Origin of the sequence: Shewanella sp. SG41-4 (assembly GCF_014164505.1) — a bacterium.
GTDB lineage: Bacteria > Pseudomonadota > Gammaproteobacteria > Enterobacterales > Shewanellaceae > Shewanella.
Genome location: NZ_JACJFI010000093.1, coordinates 1 through 14,380, shown reverse-complemented (window position 1 = coordinate 14,380; position 14,380 = coordinate 1). Strand labels below are relative to the sequence as shown.

The window sequence follows — 14,380 nt, the reverse complement described above, 5'->3', positions numbered from 1 at the left end:
ATTTGCGATTATGGGAGTAATAAGTTCAGCTGCACATGCTGAAGATGAAAATCTAAACACACCAAAAAATGCAGACGATATAGAAAGAATTGTCGTAACCGCATCTAAACGTTCTAAAGGATTACAGGAATCTCCTGTTGCCATCACGGTAGTAAGTAGCAAAGCAATAGAACAAGCAAAAGTAATGGACATAACCGATTTACAAACGCTAGTGCCCACCCTACGTGTCACACCACTACAACGCTCTACTAACACCAACTTTTCTATTCGTGGTTTTGGTAATGGTACCAACAATACAGGTATTGAACCTTCTGTTGGGGTATTTATCGATGGTGTTTATCGCTCCCGAGCAGCATCTCAAATAGGCGATTTACCAAGACTGCAGCAAATTGAAATATTAAGTGGCCCGCAAAGCACGTTGTTTGGTAAAAACGCTTCTGCTGGGGTCATTAGTGTTACCACTCGAGAACCAGCTTATTATCAACAAGGTAAAATTGAAGTTGGTGTTGGCAATTTTGATCAAAAAGCCATCAAAGGTTATTACACCAATGGCATCACTGATAATTTAGCATTTAGTGTTTCTGGTGGATTAAACAAACGAGATGGTTACACCGAAAGTGTTGTCGGATTAGATAACATCAATGACCGCGACCGATGGAATGTTCGTGGTCAAGCGTTATATCAACCAACCGAAGACGTAAAGCTGCGTTTAATTGCTGACTATAGCCAAATTGAAGAAGCATGTTGTACTGTGGAGAATTCAATTAATGGCCCAACTACTGCTGCTGTGCGTGCATTAGGTGGTATGGACCTTGATGAAACAGGTTCATTTGCCTATCAATCTACGCTTAATTCGAATCCTGATAACACCGTAAAAGATGGTGGGGTTTCGTTACAGCTAGATGTTGATTTTGATGGTTATTCATTTACATCAATCAGTGCACTTCGTACCAATGATTCCGATTTTATGAATGATGTCGACTACACCTCATTAGATATATTAAATGAAGGTGGTTACACCGATATCGAAACCATTACCCAAGAGTTTCGCTTAACCTCTACCGGTGATCGCCAGCTCGAATGGATGTTTGGCGCCTACATTTTTCATGAAGAAGTTACCACTGGCGATACCTTATATTATGGTAACGACATTAGGAATTACTTTGATGTGTTGATGGCTGCTGGTGGCGCGCCAGGTTTATTAGCCGGTGTTGAAGGTGTAAACGGCTTAGATCCTGGTACATTTTTCTCAAATCAGTCAGCAGTAAGTTCAGATTTTGATCAAGAAAATGATGCTTACTCGATATTTGCCAGTTTTGATTATCATATCAGCGACGACTTGACTGCAATACTTGGCGTGAGCTACACCAATGATCAAAAAGAAGTCAACATTACCCAACAACATTCCGACGTGCTGTCTGCGCTTGATTTAGACACAGTGCCAACATTGTATGGCGTGCCTATTGGCAGTATTCCTCAGTTGGCTCCTGCTGTACCTGTTCTTAAAAGTTTGCAGTTTTTACCGCCTATGCTTGGCTTGTCTAATGCTGTAGAGAACAATAAATCAGATGATAGCAAAGCCACTTGGTCGCTACGCTTAGCTTATGAAATTAATGACAACGTTAATATATTCGCTACGGCAGCAACAGGTTTTAAAGCGACTTCATGGAATTTATCTCGCTATTCAAGCCCTTTCGCATCAGATCAATCAGCAATAGAAACCGCAGGATTAGCAATGCCGAATCAGGTTTATGGTGGCCGCTATGCCTCACCTGAAGAAGCCATGGTGTACGAACTTGGTATTAAAACTCAATTCGAAAATGGCTCATTTAGTGCAACCATATTTGATCAAACCATTGAAGGATTTCAATCATCGATTTTCATTGGCACAGGTTATGTACTGGCTAATGCGGGTAAACAAAGTACCCAAGGTATTGAGTTTGATTCTAACTATAACTTAACCGAAGACTGGTCATTTACCTTAGCGGGTACCTTCCTTGACCCTGTTTATGATTCATTTGTAGGAGCGTCAGGTTTAAACGGCCCTGTTGATTTATCTGGCGAGAAACCGGCTGGTATTCATGAAGTCAGCATCACTGCGGGAATCGTATATAACTTCGAAGTGTTTAACGGTGCAGATGGCTATGTTCGTACCGATTACCTTTTCGAAAGTGATACTAAACTGGCCGAAAATACACCGGAGTCATTAACCCGCGAAGTGAACAGCTTCAATGCAAGTGCTGGTTTAGCATTTGATAACGGTGTCAGTTTACAGCTTTGGGTACGTAACTTAACTAACGATGAGTATCTGTTGTCGGCATTCCCACCACCAATACAAGCAGGCAGCTTTAATGGTTATCCAAATCAACCACGTACATTTGGAGCCAATATTTCTTACCAGTTTTAATTAACCCAACAGTCTGTAGTGGCGGGAATGGTGAATTGCTGTCACTACAGACTTTTTATTAACGATAACAATTATATAAATGACTTATATCACCAGTAACGATATGAAATCACTATCAATAAAATAATAAGAGTGTCCTATATGTCTATTGAATCAATATTGAAAAACCGTTATTCAGCACGCGCCTTTCTCGATAAACCGGTTGCCAAGGAAACCTTAGATTTAATTTTTGCACATGCACAGCTTTCTCCTTCTAATTGTAACGTGCAGCCATGGCAAACCTGTGTTGTCTCAGGTAAGACCAAAGACACATTGAAGCAAAAATTTATGGAAACACTTATGAGCGGTGCCTCGCCAAATCCTGACTTTAATTGGCTCCCGCAATATCAAGGTATTCATCGTGATCGACAATTTGGCTCAGCGAATGCGTTGTATAGTGCAATCGGTGTAGCACGAGAAGACAAAAAAGCCCGTCAAATGGCGATGGTGCGTAACTGGCAGTTCTTTGATGCGCCACATGCAGTGTTTTTCACTATGGATAAATACTTAGACATTATGGGCGCTGTTGATTTAGGCATTTACGCTCAAACGCTTTCTTTGATTATGGCAGATCACGGCATATCAAATTGCATGCAAGGTGCGTTAGGGCAATTTCCCGATCCTGTTAGAGAAATATTAAACCTCCCTGTCGAGCGCGGTATTTTATTTGGGATGTCTTTTGGCTACGCCGATGAATCAGCAGCCGTTAATAATACCCGCACCGACCGTGAATCGATTGAATACGCTGTAGCATTTTTTGATTAACTCATTCTAATTCAAAGTCCTGTTTAATCTTAAGATGAAGTCTCTTAAGGATAGACAGGCAAGCTCAATGAGATTGAATATGAAGCTAGAGCATAAAAATATTTTAGTGGATAAGGTCAATATTCATTACGTTGAATCAGGGCAATCTGCTTACGTCACTAACGCCATAAAGGCAAAAGATATATCTACTGTAACTGGCATCACTGCGGCCAAACCGACGATGATATTTTTGCATGGATTTCCTGAGTATTGGGGCACATGGTCAGCTCAACTCTCCTTTTTCTCAGAAAATTATCGCGTTATCGCCCCCGATTTACCTGGATACAATTTAAGTGATAAACCAGCCGATGTCAGATTTTATACAGTGCCTAATCTTATCGCTTTTATAGCAAAATTTATTGCTGCTATTAGCCCGGATCGGCCGGTCATTTTAGTCGCTCATGATTGGGGCGGTGCTATTGCTTGGCCATTAGCAGCGTTTCATGCCCAGTTAATTAGTCAGTTGATTATTGTTAATGCAGCCCACCCAAGCACTTTTACCCGTGAGATGATTAATAACCCATTGCAGCGTAAAAAAAGTGCTTATATTCATCAGTTAATTAGCGCGTCGGGTGAGTCACTATTAATAAAAGATGATTATCGTTATTTAAGCGAAGACATCATGGTCAGTACAAACCCAAGCGTGTTTACCGCCGATGTAAAAGCGCAATATAAACAAGTGTGGAGCCAAACAGGCGCAATTAATGGCATGTTGCAATACTATCGCGCTATGCCACAACTGGCGAAAAATGACACAGATAATCAAAGTAACAATTCAACAGCATCATTTGATACATCCTCGATACAGAATGACGCAGTTAAGTCGACCCCCGTTAAAGACACTTCGCAGCTTAAAATACCCAATATACGGGTTAATGTTGCCACGCTTATTTTATGGGGAGAGCAAGATCTTGCCTTCGTTAATGAGAATCTAGATGACATTCATCACTATGTGCCTAACTGCGTGATAAAGCGTTTTAAAGACACCAGTCATTGGCTACAGCATGAAAGGCCAAACGAAGTTAATGCGGCTATTAATGCATTCATCAACGTTTAACATTAATAAACATACATTAATAAACATACGTTTTGAATCAAGCAGTTAACCATAATTTTAGTTAAAGGCTTCTGATAAAAAAGAGTCAATATAGTGCGTTAGATAAGAAACTAAATAATAAAAATGATAAAGGGATTTTATGACGACATTAACATCACAATCTCAGCCGACACTTGTATTTGAAGTGGTTAAAAATGACTTGTAACAAACTCGTGTAGTAGAGCTTAATATTGACCAGCCATTGGCAGAAAATGAAGTATTGCTTAAGGTGAGTAAGTTCGCCTTAACGGCAAACAATATTAGCTATGGTATTACCGGTGATACCTTAGGTTATTGGCAATTTTTTCCTGTTAAGAGTTTTTCTGTTGATAGCTTTCCTGCTGAAAATATCCCTGCAGATAGTGTTGCTACAAACACAGATTCAGCTTCAGCCACTACAGATAATGCTCTACAGCACACTCAGTGGGGACGGTTACCCGTAATGGGGTTTGCCGATGTGTTGTTGTCAAATAACAAGGATATAAAAGTCGGTGAACGAGTGTGGGGATTTATGCCAATGGCGACCCATCTCAAAATTATTGCCGGTAAAGTTAACCCAACAGGATTTTCAGACGTTAATCCATGTCGAGAAGGCTTATCACCTGTTTATGCTCGTTTTGATCGGGTTAGCACCAATCCTTTTTATCAGCTAAATAACGAAGATTACGACATCTTATTACGCGGGCTTTTCACTACATCTTGGTTAGTGGATGACTTTATGTTCGACAACAATTATTTCGATGCCACGCAATATCTGATTACCAGTGCATCCAGTAAAACCAGTATCGCCCTCGCCTTTGCCATTAAGCAAAGAGGCCAACGTAGCACGGTTGGCATTACCTCAATGGCCAATCTCAGTTTTGTTGAATCATTAGGTTGTTACGATTACGTCATTAGCTATGACAACATTACCACCCTAGATGCCAATGTTGCATCCATCTTAGTAGACATGGCCGGAGGTAAAAAAACCTTAGCCGCCATTCATCACCACTTTAGCCAACAACTGCGCTATTCATGCCGGATCGGTGCAACCCATCATGGTGATATCGACTTAACAGACACTGAAACTGATGGCATGTTACCTGGTGCAACCCCGACATTCTTCTTTGCGCCAACACAATTGAAAAAACGCAGCCTTGAATGGGGTGTTGGTGAAACCATGAAACAAATGAATCAATCGCTACTCAGTTATATAGACTTTTGTAGATCCATTATCACCATTTCCCACACCCATGATCTTCACTACGTTAATGACATCTACCAACAGGTTTTAGCCGGAACGGCAGCTGCATCTGTTGGACAAATCATATCGTTAGACATAAATACACACCACTCAAGTAAGCAATAGGCAAATCCACAATAAACAATCAACAAGCTCACATTTAAAAATGAAAATGGACGTTATCGGCCGAATAAAGGTCATATCTGAATGAGGTTATTATGGAAGATATTGAATTAGTGACATTTGTTAATACGCAAGTTATCCCGGTATGCATCTTTCTAATTATGATGGGTATGGGGCTTTCTTTAGTGACGGACGACTTTAAACGCGTGCTTAAGTACCCTAAAGCAGTAGCGATTGGGTTAACTAATCAATTGTTACTATTGCCAATTATCGGTTTTGCATTAGCTAACATCATGCCATTAGAACCAGAATACGCTGTAGGCGTTATGTTATTGGTACTTTGTCCTGGCGGTACCACATCCAACATGTTTTCTCATTTAGCAAAAGGCGATGTTGCACTGTCGGTAACCATGACCGCGGTGGCCAGTTTAATTACTGTATTTACGATTCCTGTTGTACTTAATTACTCGTTAATCCACTTTATGGGGCAAGGCAATGAATTTCAGTTGCCAATACTCGCAACGATGTTCAGCTTAATGAAACTGACCATTGTGCCTATTCTGCTTGGCATGTTGATCAGACGTTACGCACCTAAAATTGCTGAAAGCACTCAAGTCCATGTATCACGTTTTGGCATTTTATTCTTAACACTATTAATCATCTTCCTAACGTACATTCAGCAAGATATCGTTATTCCAGCGCTAATTGCAGCAGGACCGGTATCGATTATTCTTAATATTTCGACAATGCTGTTAGGTTATTACTCAAGCAAATGGTTTGGGTTAAATCTGGCGCAACGCACATCAATAACCATTGAAGTAGGCTTACAAAACAGTACCTTATCTATGTTTATGGCGTTAACACTGCTGGCTAACTACAAGATGTCATTCACACCCGCTATTTACACCCTCACAATGCTCTTTACCGCAGGGATTCTAGCGGGTATGTTAAATTCCAAGTATTTTAAATCAAAAAGTAATAGTGAAGTGATGGCCGATAACGCCTAGACGAAAACTAATAATTAAAATAAAAAAGGTAAAAAATGGAACTGATCACCGTAGCAATCGAAAACAATGTGCATGTTATTACCCTTAATAATGGCAAAGTTAACGCGATATCACCTGAAGTCATTGCCCAAATTAATAGTGCATTAGACCACGCAGAACAACAAAACGCAGTTGTCATATTAACTGGCCAACCAGGTATTCTTTCTGGCGGTTACGATCTTAAAACGATGAAGCAAAGCCCAGAAGCGGCAATTGCTTTGGTTACTGCAGGGTCAACATTAGCCCGTAGGATGCTCGCATTCCCTACCCCCATTATTGGTGCATGCTCTGGCCATGCCATCGCTAAAGGTGCATTCTTATTACTCAGCTGTGATTATCGTATAGGCAGTTTGGGCCCATTTAAAATTGGCCTAAACGAAGTGGCTATTGGCATGACTATGCATCAGGCGGGCATTGAAATTGCCCGTAATCGCATTCCACAAAATTACCTGTCACGCGCAGTCATCAATGCTGAATTATTTGCACCAGAACAAGCGGTACTGGCAGGTTTTCTCGATCAAGTGGTTGAACCGGATCAATTAATGAATACAGCCCATGCCGTGGCTAAACACATGCAAACGTTAAATATGGCTGCGCATTTGGGCACCAAATTAAAAGAACGTCAGTCTATTCTTGCGTCACTGGATGTTGCAATCGAACAAGATAAGCAAATTTCACTGAATTTATAAGGACATAAATATGATATCGCAAAAGACTTACCAAACACTCACTGTCGATATTAACGATAAAGTGGCTCACATTATTCTTAATCGACCTGACGCATTAAATTCAATGAACGTCGACTTTTGGCATGAGTTTCCAAGCGTGATACACGAGATTAATAATCAATCGGCGGCTCGCGCCATTGTAATATCCTCTACCGGCAAACATTTTAGCGCGGGTATGGATTTAGCCGTATTCAGTGCGAGTAACAGCGATGACCATATTGAATTAGGCCGTAAACACGACCAATTACGCCGTTTGGTACTCAAGCTGCAAGATTGCTTTAATGTGCTTGAAACAGCTCGTATGCCCGTGTTAATGGCGATTCAAGGTGGCTGTATTGGCGGCGCCGTTGACATGGTCACCGCGGCAGATTGTCGTTATTGCACCAGCGATGCTTTTTTTAGCATTGAAGAAACCAAACTCGGCATGACCGCTGACGTGGGTACGTTACAGCGTTTACCTAAACTGATTTCAATCGGATTAGTCAAAGAGTTAGCTTATACAGGTCGAAGAATGCCTGCTGCAGAAGCTAAAGCAGCTGGATTAGTGAATCATGTATATGAAGACCAAGCATCAATGCTAACCGCCGTTTTAGGCATTGCAGCAGAAATTGCTGCCCGCTCACCTTTAGCCGTGACAGGGTGTAAAGAGATGATTAACTATGCACGCGACCACAGTGTCGCCGACAGCTTAAATTACATGTCGGTATGGCAAAGTGGCATGTTTCAACCTCAAAATGACATGATGGAAATCTTCAAAGCCAAAGCGCAAAACCGTGCTCCTGAATTTGAAGAGTTAACTCCAATCGATCCTTTAAAAATATTCTAAGCATTGGGCACATAAGCGCTATTTGAGGATTAACGTTAGTTGAATGAATTAATTATTCGCAAATAGTGCTTACCCATTAGAGATACTATGACAAAACCATTGATCAATCTGGTGCATGCTAATGGCTTTCCTGCTGGCAGCTATAAAACCTTTTTACATGAATTTGATAACGACTTTCGCACGGTAGCACATAACCAATTTGGGCATGACGTTTTGTACCCAATACACAGTAACTGGCAACACCTAGTCACAGAACTCATTGAATTTATTAAGAAGCAAGATGAAAAAGTGATTTGTGTGGGCCATTCATTTGGCGGTGTTATTTCCTTTATTGCCGCTTGCCAACATCCTGAACTGTTTCGAGGTTTGGTGATGTTAGATCCACCTGTAGTCACTGGTGCATTCTCACATCTGCTGAGTGTTATTAAACGTACTCCCTACATTGATAAGCTTTCACCAGCAGGTAAAGCCAAAACGCGTCAGAATCATTGGCCAGAAAACACCAACTTAGTTGATTATTTTTCACAGAAAACCTTGTTTAAAAGTTTCGATTCTCGTTGCTTACAAGACTACGCCACCTCCGCCGTAATACAGCGTAATAAGCGTTTAGAATTGACCTTCTCTCCTGCCGTAGAAGCCGATATCTTTAGGCACTTACCGACTAATTTAATCAAATACAAAAACAAGTTAACTGTACCAGCTACACTAATATACGGTGAAAAGACTACTATATTCCCGATTAAACATTTTGTTCGGTTTGCAAAACTGAATGACATTGAGTTAATGACACTCCCTAATGGTGGTCACATGTTCCCACTAGAACAACCGGAAAATACCGCCAATATGGTGAAACAGATCATTAAAGACTGGTAAAGATTACCTGTTAATTGCCTTAGCTCTGGTCAACACTATCTACAGATTAATAAGAGGCCCAATATGAATAAGCTAATCACTTTGTTAACAATTTCAACCCTAACTATGGGTGTCTCTTTTCCATCACTTGCATTACCTTTAGATAAGATCCAATTACCAGCAGGGTTTACCATTGATGTGTATGCCGAAAATGTTGAAAACGCGCGCCAGATGGCACTTGGTGACAACGGCACTGTTTTTGTTGGTAGTCGCAAAGCAGGCAATGTTTATGCGCTGATAGACAGTGATAATGACTTTAAAGCTGATAATAAGATCGTTATTGCAACGGATCTATTTATGCCATCCGGCCTTGCTTATCATAATGGCAGTTTATATGTCGCTGAAGTCGATAAAATCTGGCGTTATCCTGATATTGAGCAATCATTACCTGTTATTCCTAAACCAGAATTGGTGTATGACAAACTTCCGAATAAGTCGCATCACGGCTGGAAATTTATCGCATTTGGTCCAGATGGAAAGCTGTATATCCCTGTCGGCGCACCTTGCAATGTGTGTAAAAGCCAACTGCCCTTTGCTTCTATTTTACAATTGGATCTTGAGACTAAACAAACCATCACAATAGCCCAAGGTGTCCGTAACAGTGTCGGTTTTGATTTCCATCCACAAACCGGAGAATTATGGTTTACCGATAATGGCCGCGATATGATGGGCGATGATTTACCCGATGATGAGCTTAATCGTGTCAGCAAAACAGGCCAACACTTTGGTTTTCCTTATGTCCACAACGCTAATATCACCGATCCTGATTTCACCAACCCAGAAATAGCCAAACTCAACACACCGCCAGTGTTACCCTTAGGTGCTCATGTGGCTGCATTAGGCATGGAGTTTTATCAAGGTAGTCAATTCCCAGCGGCTTATAAGCAATCAATCTTAATTGCCCAACACGGCTCGTGGAACCGCACTAACAAAGTGGGGTATCGCATTATGCAAGTGTTACTTGAAGGGAATAAGGTGATTGACTATAAGCCCTTTGCCACTGGTTGGCTTGAAGGCGAACAAAGCTGGGGTCGCCCTGTAGATGTGATGACCCTGGCAGATGGCTCAATCTTGGTATCAGATGACTTTGCCAATGCCGTGTATCGGATTAGATATACCAAGCAATAAAAGCTATGCGTTATGCTTTAACTCTACGACCATTACAACCCCTTCTCGTCGTCGCAACTCTCACGTCGTCCCGGTAATGCTTTTGAGCCGGGATCCAGGTGTTTGTTTTGTATTGTACTTATGGCCTGCGGCCACTAACGTCTTGGCGCGTCGCCCACACCAGACTAAGAGGAAACCAACGGCTGTTCCCTCTCTACTCTTCATTCAAGAATTGGCCCAGCCGCCCCCGCAATATTTCGCTATTTACAAAACAAGAGCTGCTAAAAGTCGCCATGGAGTCAGATTTAACTTTGACCTACATTTGCAGACTGCTTCGGCCCATCTTGCAATCAAGAGTGAAAATGTTAACGCTTCCGATGGGAATCTGATGTGAATGGATTCACGAATGTCGTGATGGCAAGGTCAATGATGTTCCCCATATCCATATGGGTCAGATGCCAAAGAACAACCTGTACCGCGAAAGCTAGCCTGACGTCCTGTCAGGCTCACGCATTCTTGTATAAAAAGTCTTCAACGGCCTCAAGTTCAGAGTTGAGTTCACACCATTTTCAAGTAAGGCTAACTAGTAATTTGACAGGGCTGAATTCAATAAATAAAGATTCCTGAAAGGATAAGTCGCGCAATAAGGTGAGCTAATGGCCAACTAGATACTCTTAAAAAGAGAAGCGATCATCACCGTGAATGATGTGAAAACTGAAGCAATGACTTCTCACCATCATCACTATGCCAAATGCTATTTAAGCTACATCGACTGCACTTGATTTTACAAAGAATGACACCTTATTAGCGCATTAATAAATACAATCAACAAAGTCGTTTACACTCTAAATGAGCCTGAAACTAACTGTGCAAAAAGCACCTCTAACTTGAATAGTGCCATCTTAGGGTTAACCGATAAATGTCTCGGCTTTAGCCTCCTGCGCCGCTCTTACTCCGAAATCCATTTAGTCGTAGTGCCCCTGACATTTCAAAAGAATGAAAAGTGTCAGGCAGCATTCTTTATTTTTAAAAAAATCGCACTAAGAGAGCCTCTCTATGTGTTTGCCTTTTTTTGCTAAGAACAGGATGATCTAACAGATAAATGACAGACGAAGTAGATGAATTTGTTGATTGACCATCTTGGGTACTAAAGGTATTTGACTGCAAAAGCAGTCAAATACCTTCCCGTAGCAAAAGGGCTCGCCTATTGACTGGCGGAAGGCTCATATGTGTTATGCAGATTCGTCGTCGAAATAGATGTCCCAACTGATGTTAAGACCAAACTGTACTAATTTTCTCATTAAATTGACATCCATTGACGGACCACCTTGTCCTGTTGAATTCCAAAAACAAAATATATCTACTGAGCATTTCAACTTAACCAAGGAATCCATTTGTTCTTGCTTACCGTAAAGTTTATTAAGAATAATGTCTATGTGTTCTTTATTGTCAGTTGAATTAGATAATTCTTTTGTAGAAAAAGCCCAATAATTGAACTCACGTCTATGTCTGTATTTTGAATCCGGCTCAATTCTCCTTATCAATGTCGGACTAATACCAATAACTTCTGTGATCTTATCAGGTGACATTTCAACTGACGATATTCTCAATGTTGAGTAAGTTAAATTACATGCCATAGGTGGATTCGATTTATCTGCATAACGCTTTAAATATGGGGCGCGTGCTGTTTGCGCGTCCCAGCCCAGCTTGCTTGGCGAACATAATTGGCTTGTTAGCTTTAAACACACTTAGCAATTGTAGATAAAGCATCTTTCCAACCCGCTCCAGAATCAAAGTTTTCCACCAAACCATCTTTAGTGCTTTGACCAGTAAATGCCCCCATACCATGTTGAATCATATAGGTTGGCTTATAAGCTGGCGCTCCTAATTTTGTTAGGCTTTTACAAATAGCAGTATTGTCAGAATTTATGTTAGTAAGCGCCGCTTGCAATTTATCCAAGACTTCTTGTGGTTGCGCACCAAATAAATTCATACGCAGCACACTAATCGCTTGATGTGCAGTTATATCGGATACACGTTTAGTGTCAAAAAAGCCATAAGACATACCAGCAAAATATAGCTCGGCAGCATTCGAGTAGTTGTTTTTGATCAAGCAGGCATTCAGTCCAGTAAATATATCGACTGGGTTCTGCTTATTCGATAACCCGCCTACAGATATACATCCAACAGGATTGGGAGATTCTAAATTCCCAGCCGTCTCATAGTTTGTGACATTACTTGTAGGTGTGGAATTGCAGGCTGACAGTAGCAAAGCTAAGACGGTTGCCAATATTATTTTTCTATCCATGAGCTCGAAGCCCTCCTTTAAAGCTAACGCTTTAAATATGGGCCGCGTGCTGTTTGCACGTCCCGGCCCAGCTTGCTGGGCGAACATAATTTACTTGTTAGTACGATATGCTGCACCAACGCCTAATGGGTCTATTTCAATCTGAGACGTAAACCTTACGTCTGCTATTTTAACTACACCGTGCTTTACAAACTGGGCTACTATTTCGAAAGCTTCAGAAGCTTTCGCTTCAGTGACATTGATTGAACTTTGATATATCACAACGATGTCGGATTGAATGGTATCTTCAAAGAGTTTACTAAACTTCATCTCGTCCAGTTCTTCACTATCATTAAAAACCCGCACCCAATTACCACAAGGCCCTATTCTGCCGTGTGATAGTTTGTGCATGAGTGTGATAATTTCTCGATTCGTCATTTATCGTAGCAGCGCTTTGTTAAGTGTTTGGTTGAAAATAATACAACCCCTTCTCAATAAGTTCCTCTACAACAAAATGCGGTATCCGCATTTCATCAAGACCATTAGTAACCTTAAAATTCATTAATGCGCGAGAATGATTAGGAATCGAATCTACGAAGCTACAAATAATTTCAGCTTTATCTTGGTGCCTAAGAGGATTGGAAAATATTAGATTAAAAGATTTGGAAAAATCCCAGTGATTTTCTATTTTGTCTTTTTTCCAATAGTCATGATGGCGATGGTAAAGGTTTGTTAGCAAAACGGCATCAACATTTTTATAATCGTCAATTTGGTGAAATGACTCAGGAGTAAACAAACCTTGAACCCCATACATATAGAAAAACCATTTCTGCAAATCCATCCAGTCGGAGCCACATACTGCTAGAATATTGAGTTCATCAGTAGTTGTTGTACCTTTAAATTTTCCATGAGCAGATAAAAGATAATCTTTTAGTTTGTTATCCATTTTCTGCTGTCTAAGTAAGGGCTTATTGGGTACTACCGCTGGATTAGTTTTAGAATCAAATGCCTCCTGCATTTTGCCAACAACTTCATCGTAGTCGATGAGACGACCAAACGAGCCGATTTTAAACGCATTTGTAGAATCAATTTCATTTTTCACGGAAAAATCAGGGCATTTAACTTCTATATTGTATGTTTTGCCAACAGTACTAAATCCACAATCTACATCTTTCGGTGGATTTACCTTCTTCTCATATACAAATGTTTCGTTGTATTTAGATGATAGATATGAAGCGATAACCGTCTCACAAGCAGCCTGTAAATACTTGGCCTCATCAAACTTATCACCCGAGAGTTGCAAGTCCCGATAAAGACTCCTCTTTTGTTTAGCTGTCAACATTGGATCTAACGACGTAAGAGCATCAACCAAGCCCTTGTAGTAAGAGTTGCCTTGCTTTCCAAATAAATACTTATTTTCTTTATTGGTTACTTCAATATTCAAGTCAAACTCCATTTGCACTTAACGCCCCCTACAGAGGCAAGGGACTTGTCCTATGTTAGGACTTGTTAACTTTAAAACCCTACAAATGAGGGTAAATAAGGAGATAAATAATGAAAGATAATAAGGACAAGCAGCCCACATATTACAGTGAGTACCTTACCCATTGGGGGCTTATGGCTGTTGTTGTCATCCTTGGCTTGAAGTTCAATATTGTGTAAGCGGTCAATTAACCCCACATACCAATAAAAATCAGCTTTTGGCATAGTGCTTCTTTACAAAGGAGGTGCTATGAATCAATCGCAAAAACATGACCACTGGACTCAAATACTGACTGAGTTC

The 14,380-nt window shown here is 40.7% G+C and carries 14 protein-coding genes; 9 read left to right on the top strand and 5 right to left on the bottom strand.

Translation table 11 applies throughout. The features are described 5' to 3' along the window. The 9 genes from H5202_RS10690 to H5202_RS10650 form a co-directional block, all read left to right on the top strand. Positions 1–2,407: TonB-dependent receptor (locus tag H5202_RS10690; RefSeq protein WP_182772051.1), on the top strand; the 2,407-nt coding region annotated here is incomplete at its 5' end. A 141-nt stretch (positions 2,408–2,548) separates the two neighbouring features. Continuing rightward, positions 2,549–3,211: a nitroreductase gene (locus H5202_RS10685; protein WP_182772050.1), complete on the top strand. Its 663-nt coding sequence runs from the start codon at positions 2,549–2,551 to the stop codon at positions 3,209–3,211. A 79-nt stretch (positions 3,212–3,290) separates the two neighbouring features. Then, a complete protein-coding gene (locus H5202_RS10680; protein ID WP_259397275.1) occupies positions 3,291–4,307 on the top strand; it encodes an alpha/beta fold hydrolase in 1,017 nt (338 codons plus the stop codon). Positions 4,308–4,548: 241 nt separating this feature from the next. After that, the gene (locus H5202_RS10675) at positions 4,549–5,694 is read left to right on the top strand and encodes a DUF2855 family protein (protein ID WP_182772048.1); all 1,146 of its coding nucleotides are present in this window, start codon (positions 4,549–4,551) and stop codon (positions 5,692–5,694) included. 92 nt (positions 5,695–5,786) lie between these two features. Beyond that, complete coding sequence (locus H5202_RS10670; protein ID WP_182772047.1) at positions 5,787–6,698, top strand: bile acid:sodium symporter family protein; 912 nt, start codon at positions 5,787–5,789, stop codon at positions 6,696–6,698. 35 nt (positions 6,699–6,733) lie between these two features. Continuing rightward, the gene (locus tag H5202_RS10665) at positions 6,734–7,426 is read left to right on the top strand and encodes a crotonase/enoyl-CoA hydratase family protein (protein WP_182772046.1); all 693 of its coding nucleotides are present in this window, start codon (positions 6,734–6,736) and stop codon (positions 7,424–7,426) included. Positions 7,427–7,436: 10 nt separating this feature from the next. Continuing rightward, positions 7,437–8,291 carry a crotonase/enoyl-CoA hydratase family protein gene (locus H5202_RS10660; protein WP_182772045.1) on the top strand — a complete coding sequence of 285 codons (855 nt, stop codon included), beginning with the start codon at positions 7,437–7,439 and terminating at the stop codon, positions 8,289–8,291. Positions 8,292–8,378: 87 nt separating this feature from the next. Then, on the top strand, positions 8,379–9,164 hold the full coding sequence (locus H5202_RS10655) for an alpha/beta fold hydrolase (protein WP_182772044.1): 786 nt from the start codon (positions 8,379–8,381) through the stop codon (positions 9,162–9,164). 63 nt (positions 9,165–9,227) lie between these two features. Then, positions 9,228–10,331: a PQQ-dependent sugar dehydrogenase gene (locus tag H5202_RS10650; RefSeq protein ID WP_220493838.1), complete on the top strand. Its 1,104-nt coding sequence runs from the start codon at positions 9,228–9,230 to the stop codon at positions 10,329–10,331. A 1,211-nt stretch (positions 10,332–11,542) separates the two neighbouring features. On the opposite strand, the gene H5202_RS10645 is transcribed toward H5202_RS10650, so the two are convergent. The 5 genes from H5202_RS10645 to H5202_RS10625 all read right to left on the bottom strand — a co-directional run bounded on the left by H5202_RS10645 (position 11,543) and on the right by H5202_RS10625 (position 14,304). After that, on the bottom strand, positions 11,543–12,058 hold the full coding sequence (locus H5202_RS10645) for a DUF4279 domain-containing protein (RefSeq protein WP_220493837.1): 516 nt from the start codon (positions 12,056–12,058) through the stop codon (positions 11,543–11,545). Then, positions 12,049–12,618: a hypothetical protein gene (locus H5202_RS10640; protein WP_182772043.1), complete on the bottom strand. Its 570-nt coding sequence runs from the start codon at positions 12,616–12,618 to the stop codon at positions 12,049–12,051. The genes H5202_RS10645 and H5202_RS10640 overlap by 10 nt, the downstream gene beginning before the upstream one ends. 90 nt (positions 12,619–12,708) lie before the next feature. Continuing rightward, positions 12,709–13,008, bottom strand: coding sequence for a hypothetical protein (locus H5202_RS10635; protein ID WP_259397274.1), 300 nt, complete (start codon positions 13,006–13,008; stop codon positions 12,709–12,711). 46 nt (positions 13,009–13,054) lie between these two features. Next, the gene (locus tag H5202_RS10630; protein ID WP_182772041.1) at positions 13,055–14,041 is read right to left on the bottom strand and encodes a hypothetical protein; all 987 of its coding nucleotides are present in this window, start codon (positions 14,039–14,041) and stop codon (positions 13,055–13,057) included. A gap of 71 nt (positions 14,042–14,112) precedes the next feature. Beyond that, entirely contained in the window at positions 14,113–14,304 is a 192-nt protein-coding gene (locus H5202_RS10625) for a hypothetical protein (protein WP_182772040.1), read from the bottom strand. Between the last annotated feature and the right edge of the window lie 76 nt (positions 14,305–14,380).

Excerpts from the sequence above, each read along its gene's own strand:
- H5202_RS10625 (WP_182772040.1), bottom strand. The coding sequence starts at position 14,304 with ATGCCAAAAGCTGATTTTTATTGGTATGTGGGGTTAATTGACCGCTTA.
- H5202_RS10665 (WP_182772046.1), top strand. The coding sequence starts at position 6,734 with ATGGAACTGATCACCGTAGCAATCGAAAACAATGTGCATGTTATTACC.
- H5202_RS10685 (WP_182772050.1), top strand. The coding sequence starts at position 2,549 with ATGTCTATTGAATCAATATTGAAAAACCGTTATTCAGCACGCGCCTTT.
- H5202_RS10655 (WP_182772044.1), top strand. The coding sequence starts at position 8,379 with ATGACAAAACCATTGATCAATCTGGTGCATGCTAATGGCTTTCCTGCT.
- H5202_RS10640 (WP_182772043.1), bottom strand. The coding sequence starts at position 12,618 with ATGGATAGAAAAATAATATTGGCAACCGTCTTAGCTTTGCTACTGTCA.
- H5202_RS10680 (WP_259397275.1), top strand. The coding sequence starts at position 3,291 with ATGAAGCTAGAGCATAAAAATATTTTAGTGGATAAGGTCAATATTCAT.
- H5202_RS10635 (WP_259397274.1), bottom strand. The coding sequence starts at position 13,008 with ATGCACAAACTATCACACGGCAGAATAGGGCCTTGTGGTAATTGGGTG.
- H5202_RS10670 (WP_182772047.1), top strand. The coding sequence starts at position 5,787 with ATGGAAGATATTGAATTAGTGACATTTGTTAATACGCAAGTTATCCCG.
- H5202_RS10660 (WP_182772045.1), top strand. The coding sequence starts at position 7,437 with ATGATATCGCAAAAGACTTACCAAACACTCACTGTCGATATTAACGAT.
- H5202_RS10650 (WP_220493838.1), top strand. The coding sequence starts at position 9,228 with ATGAATAAGCTAATCACTTTGTTAACAATTTCAACCCTAACTATGGGT.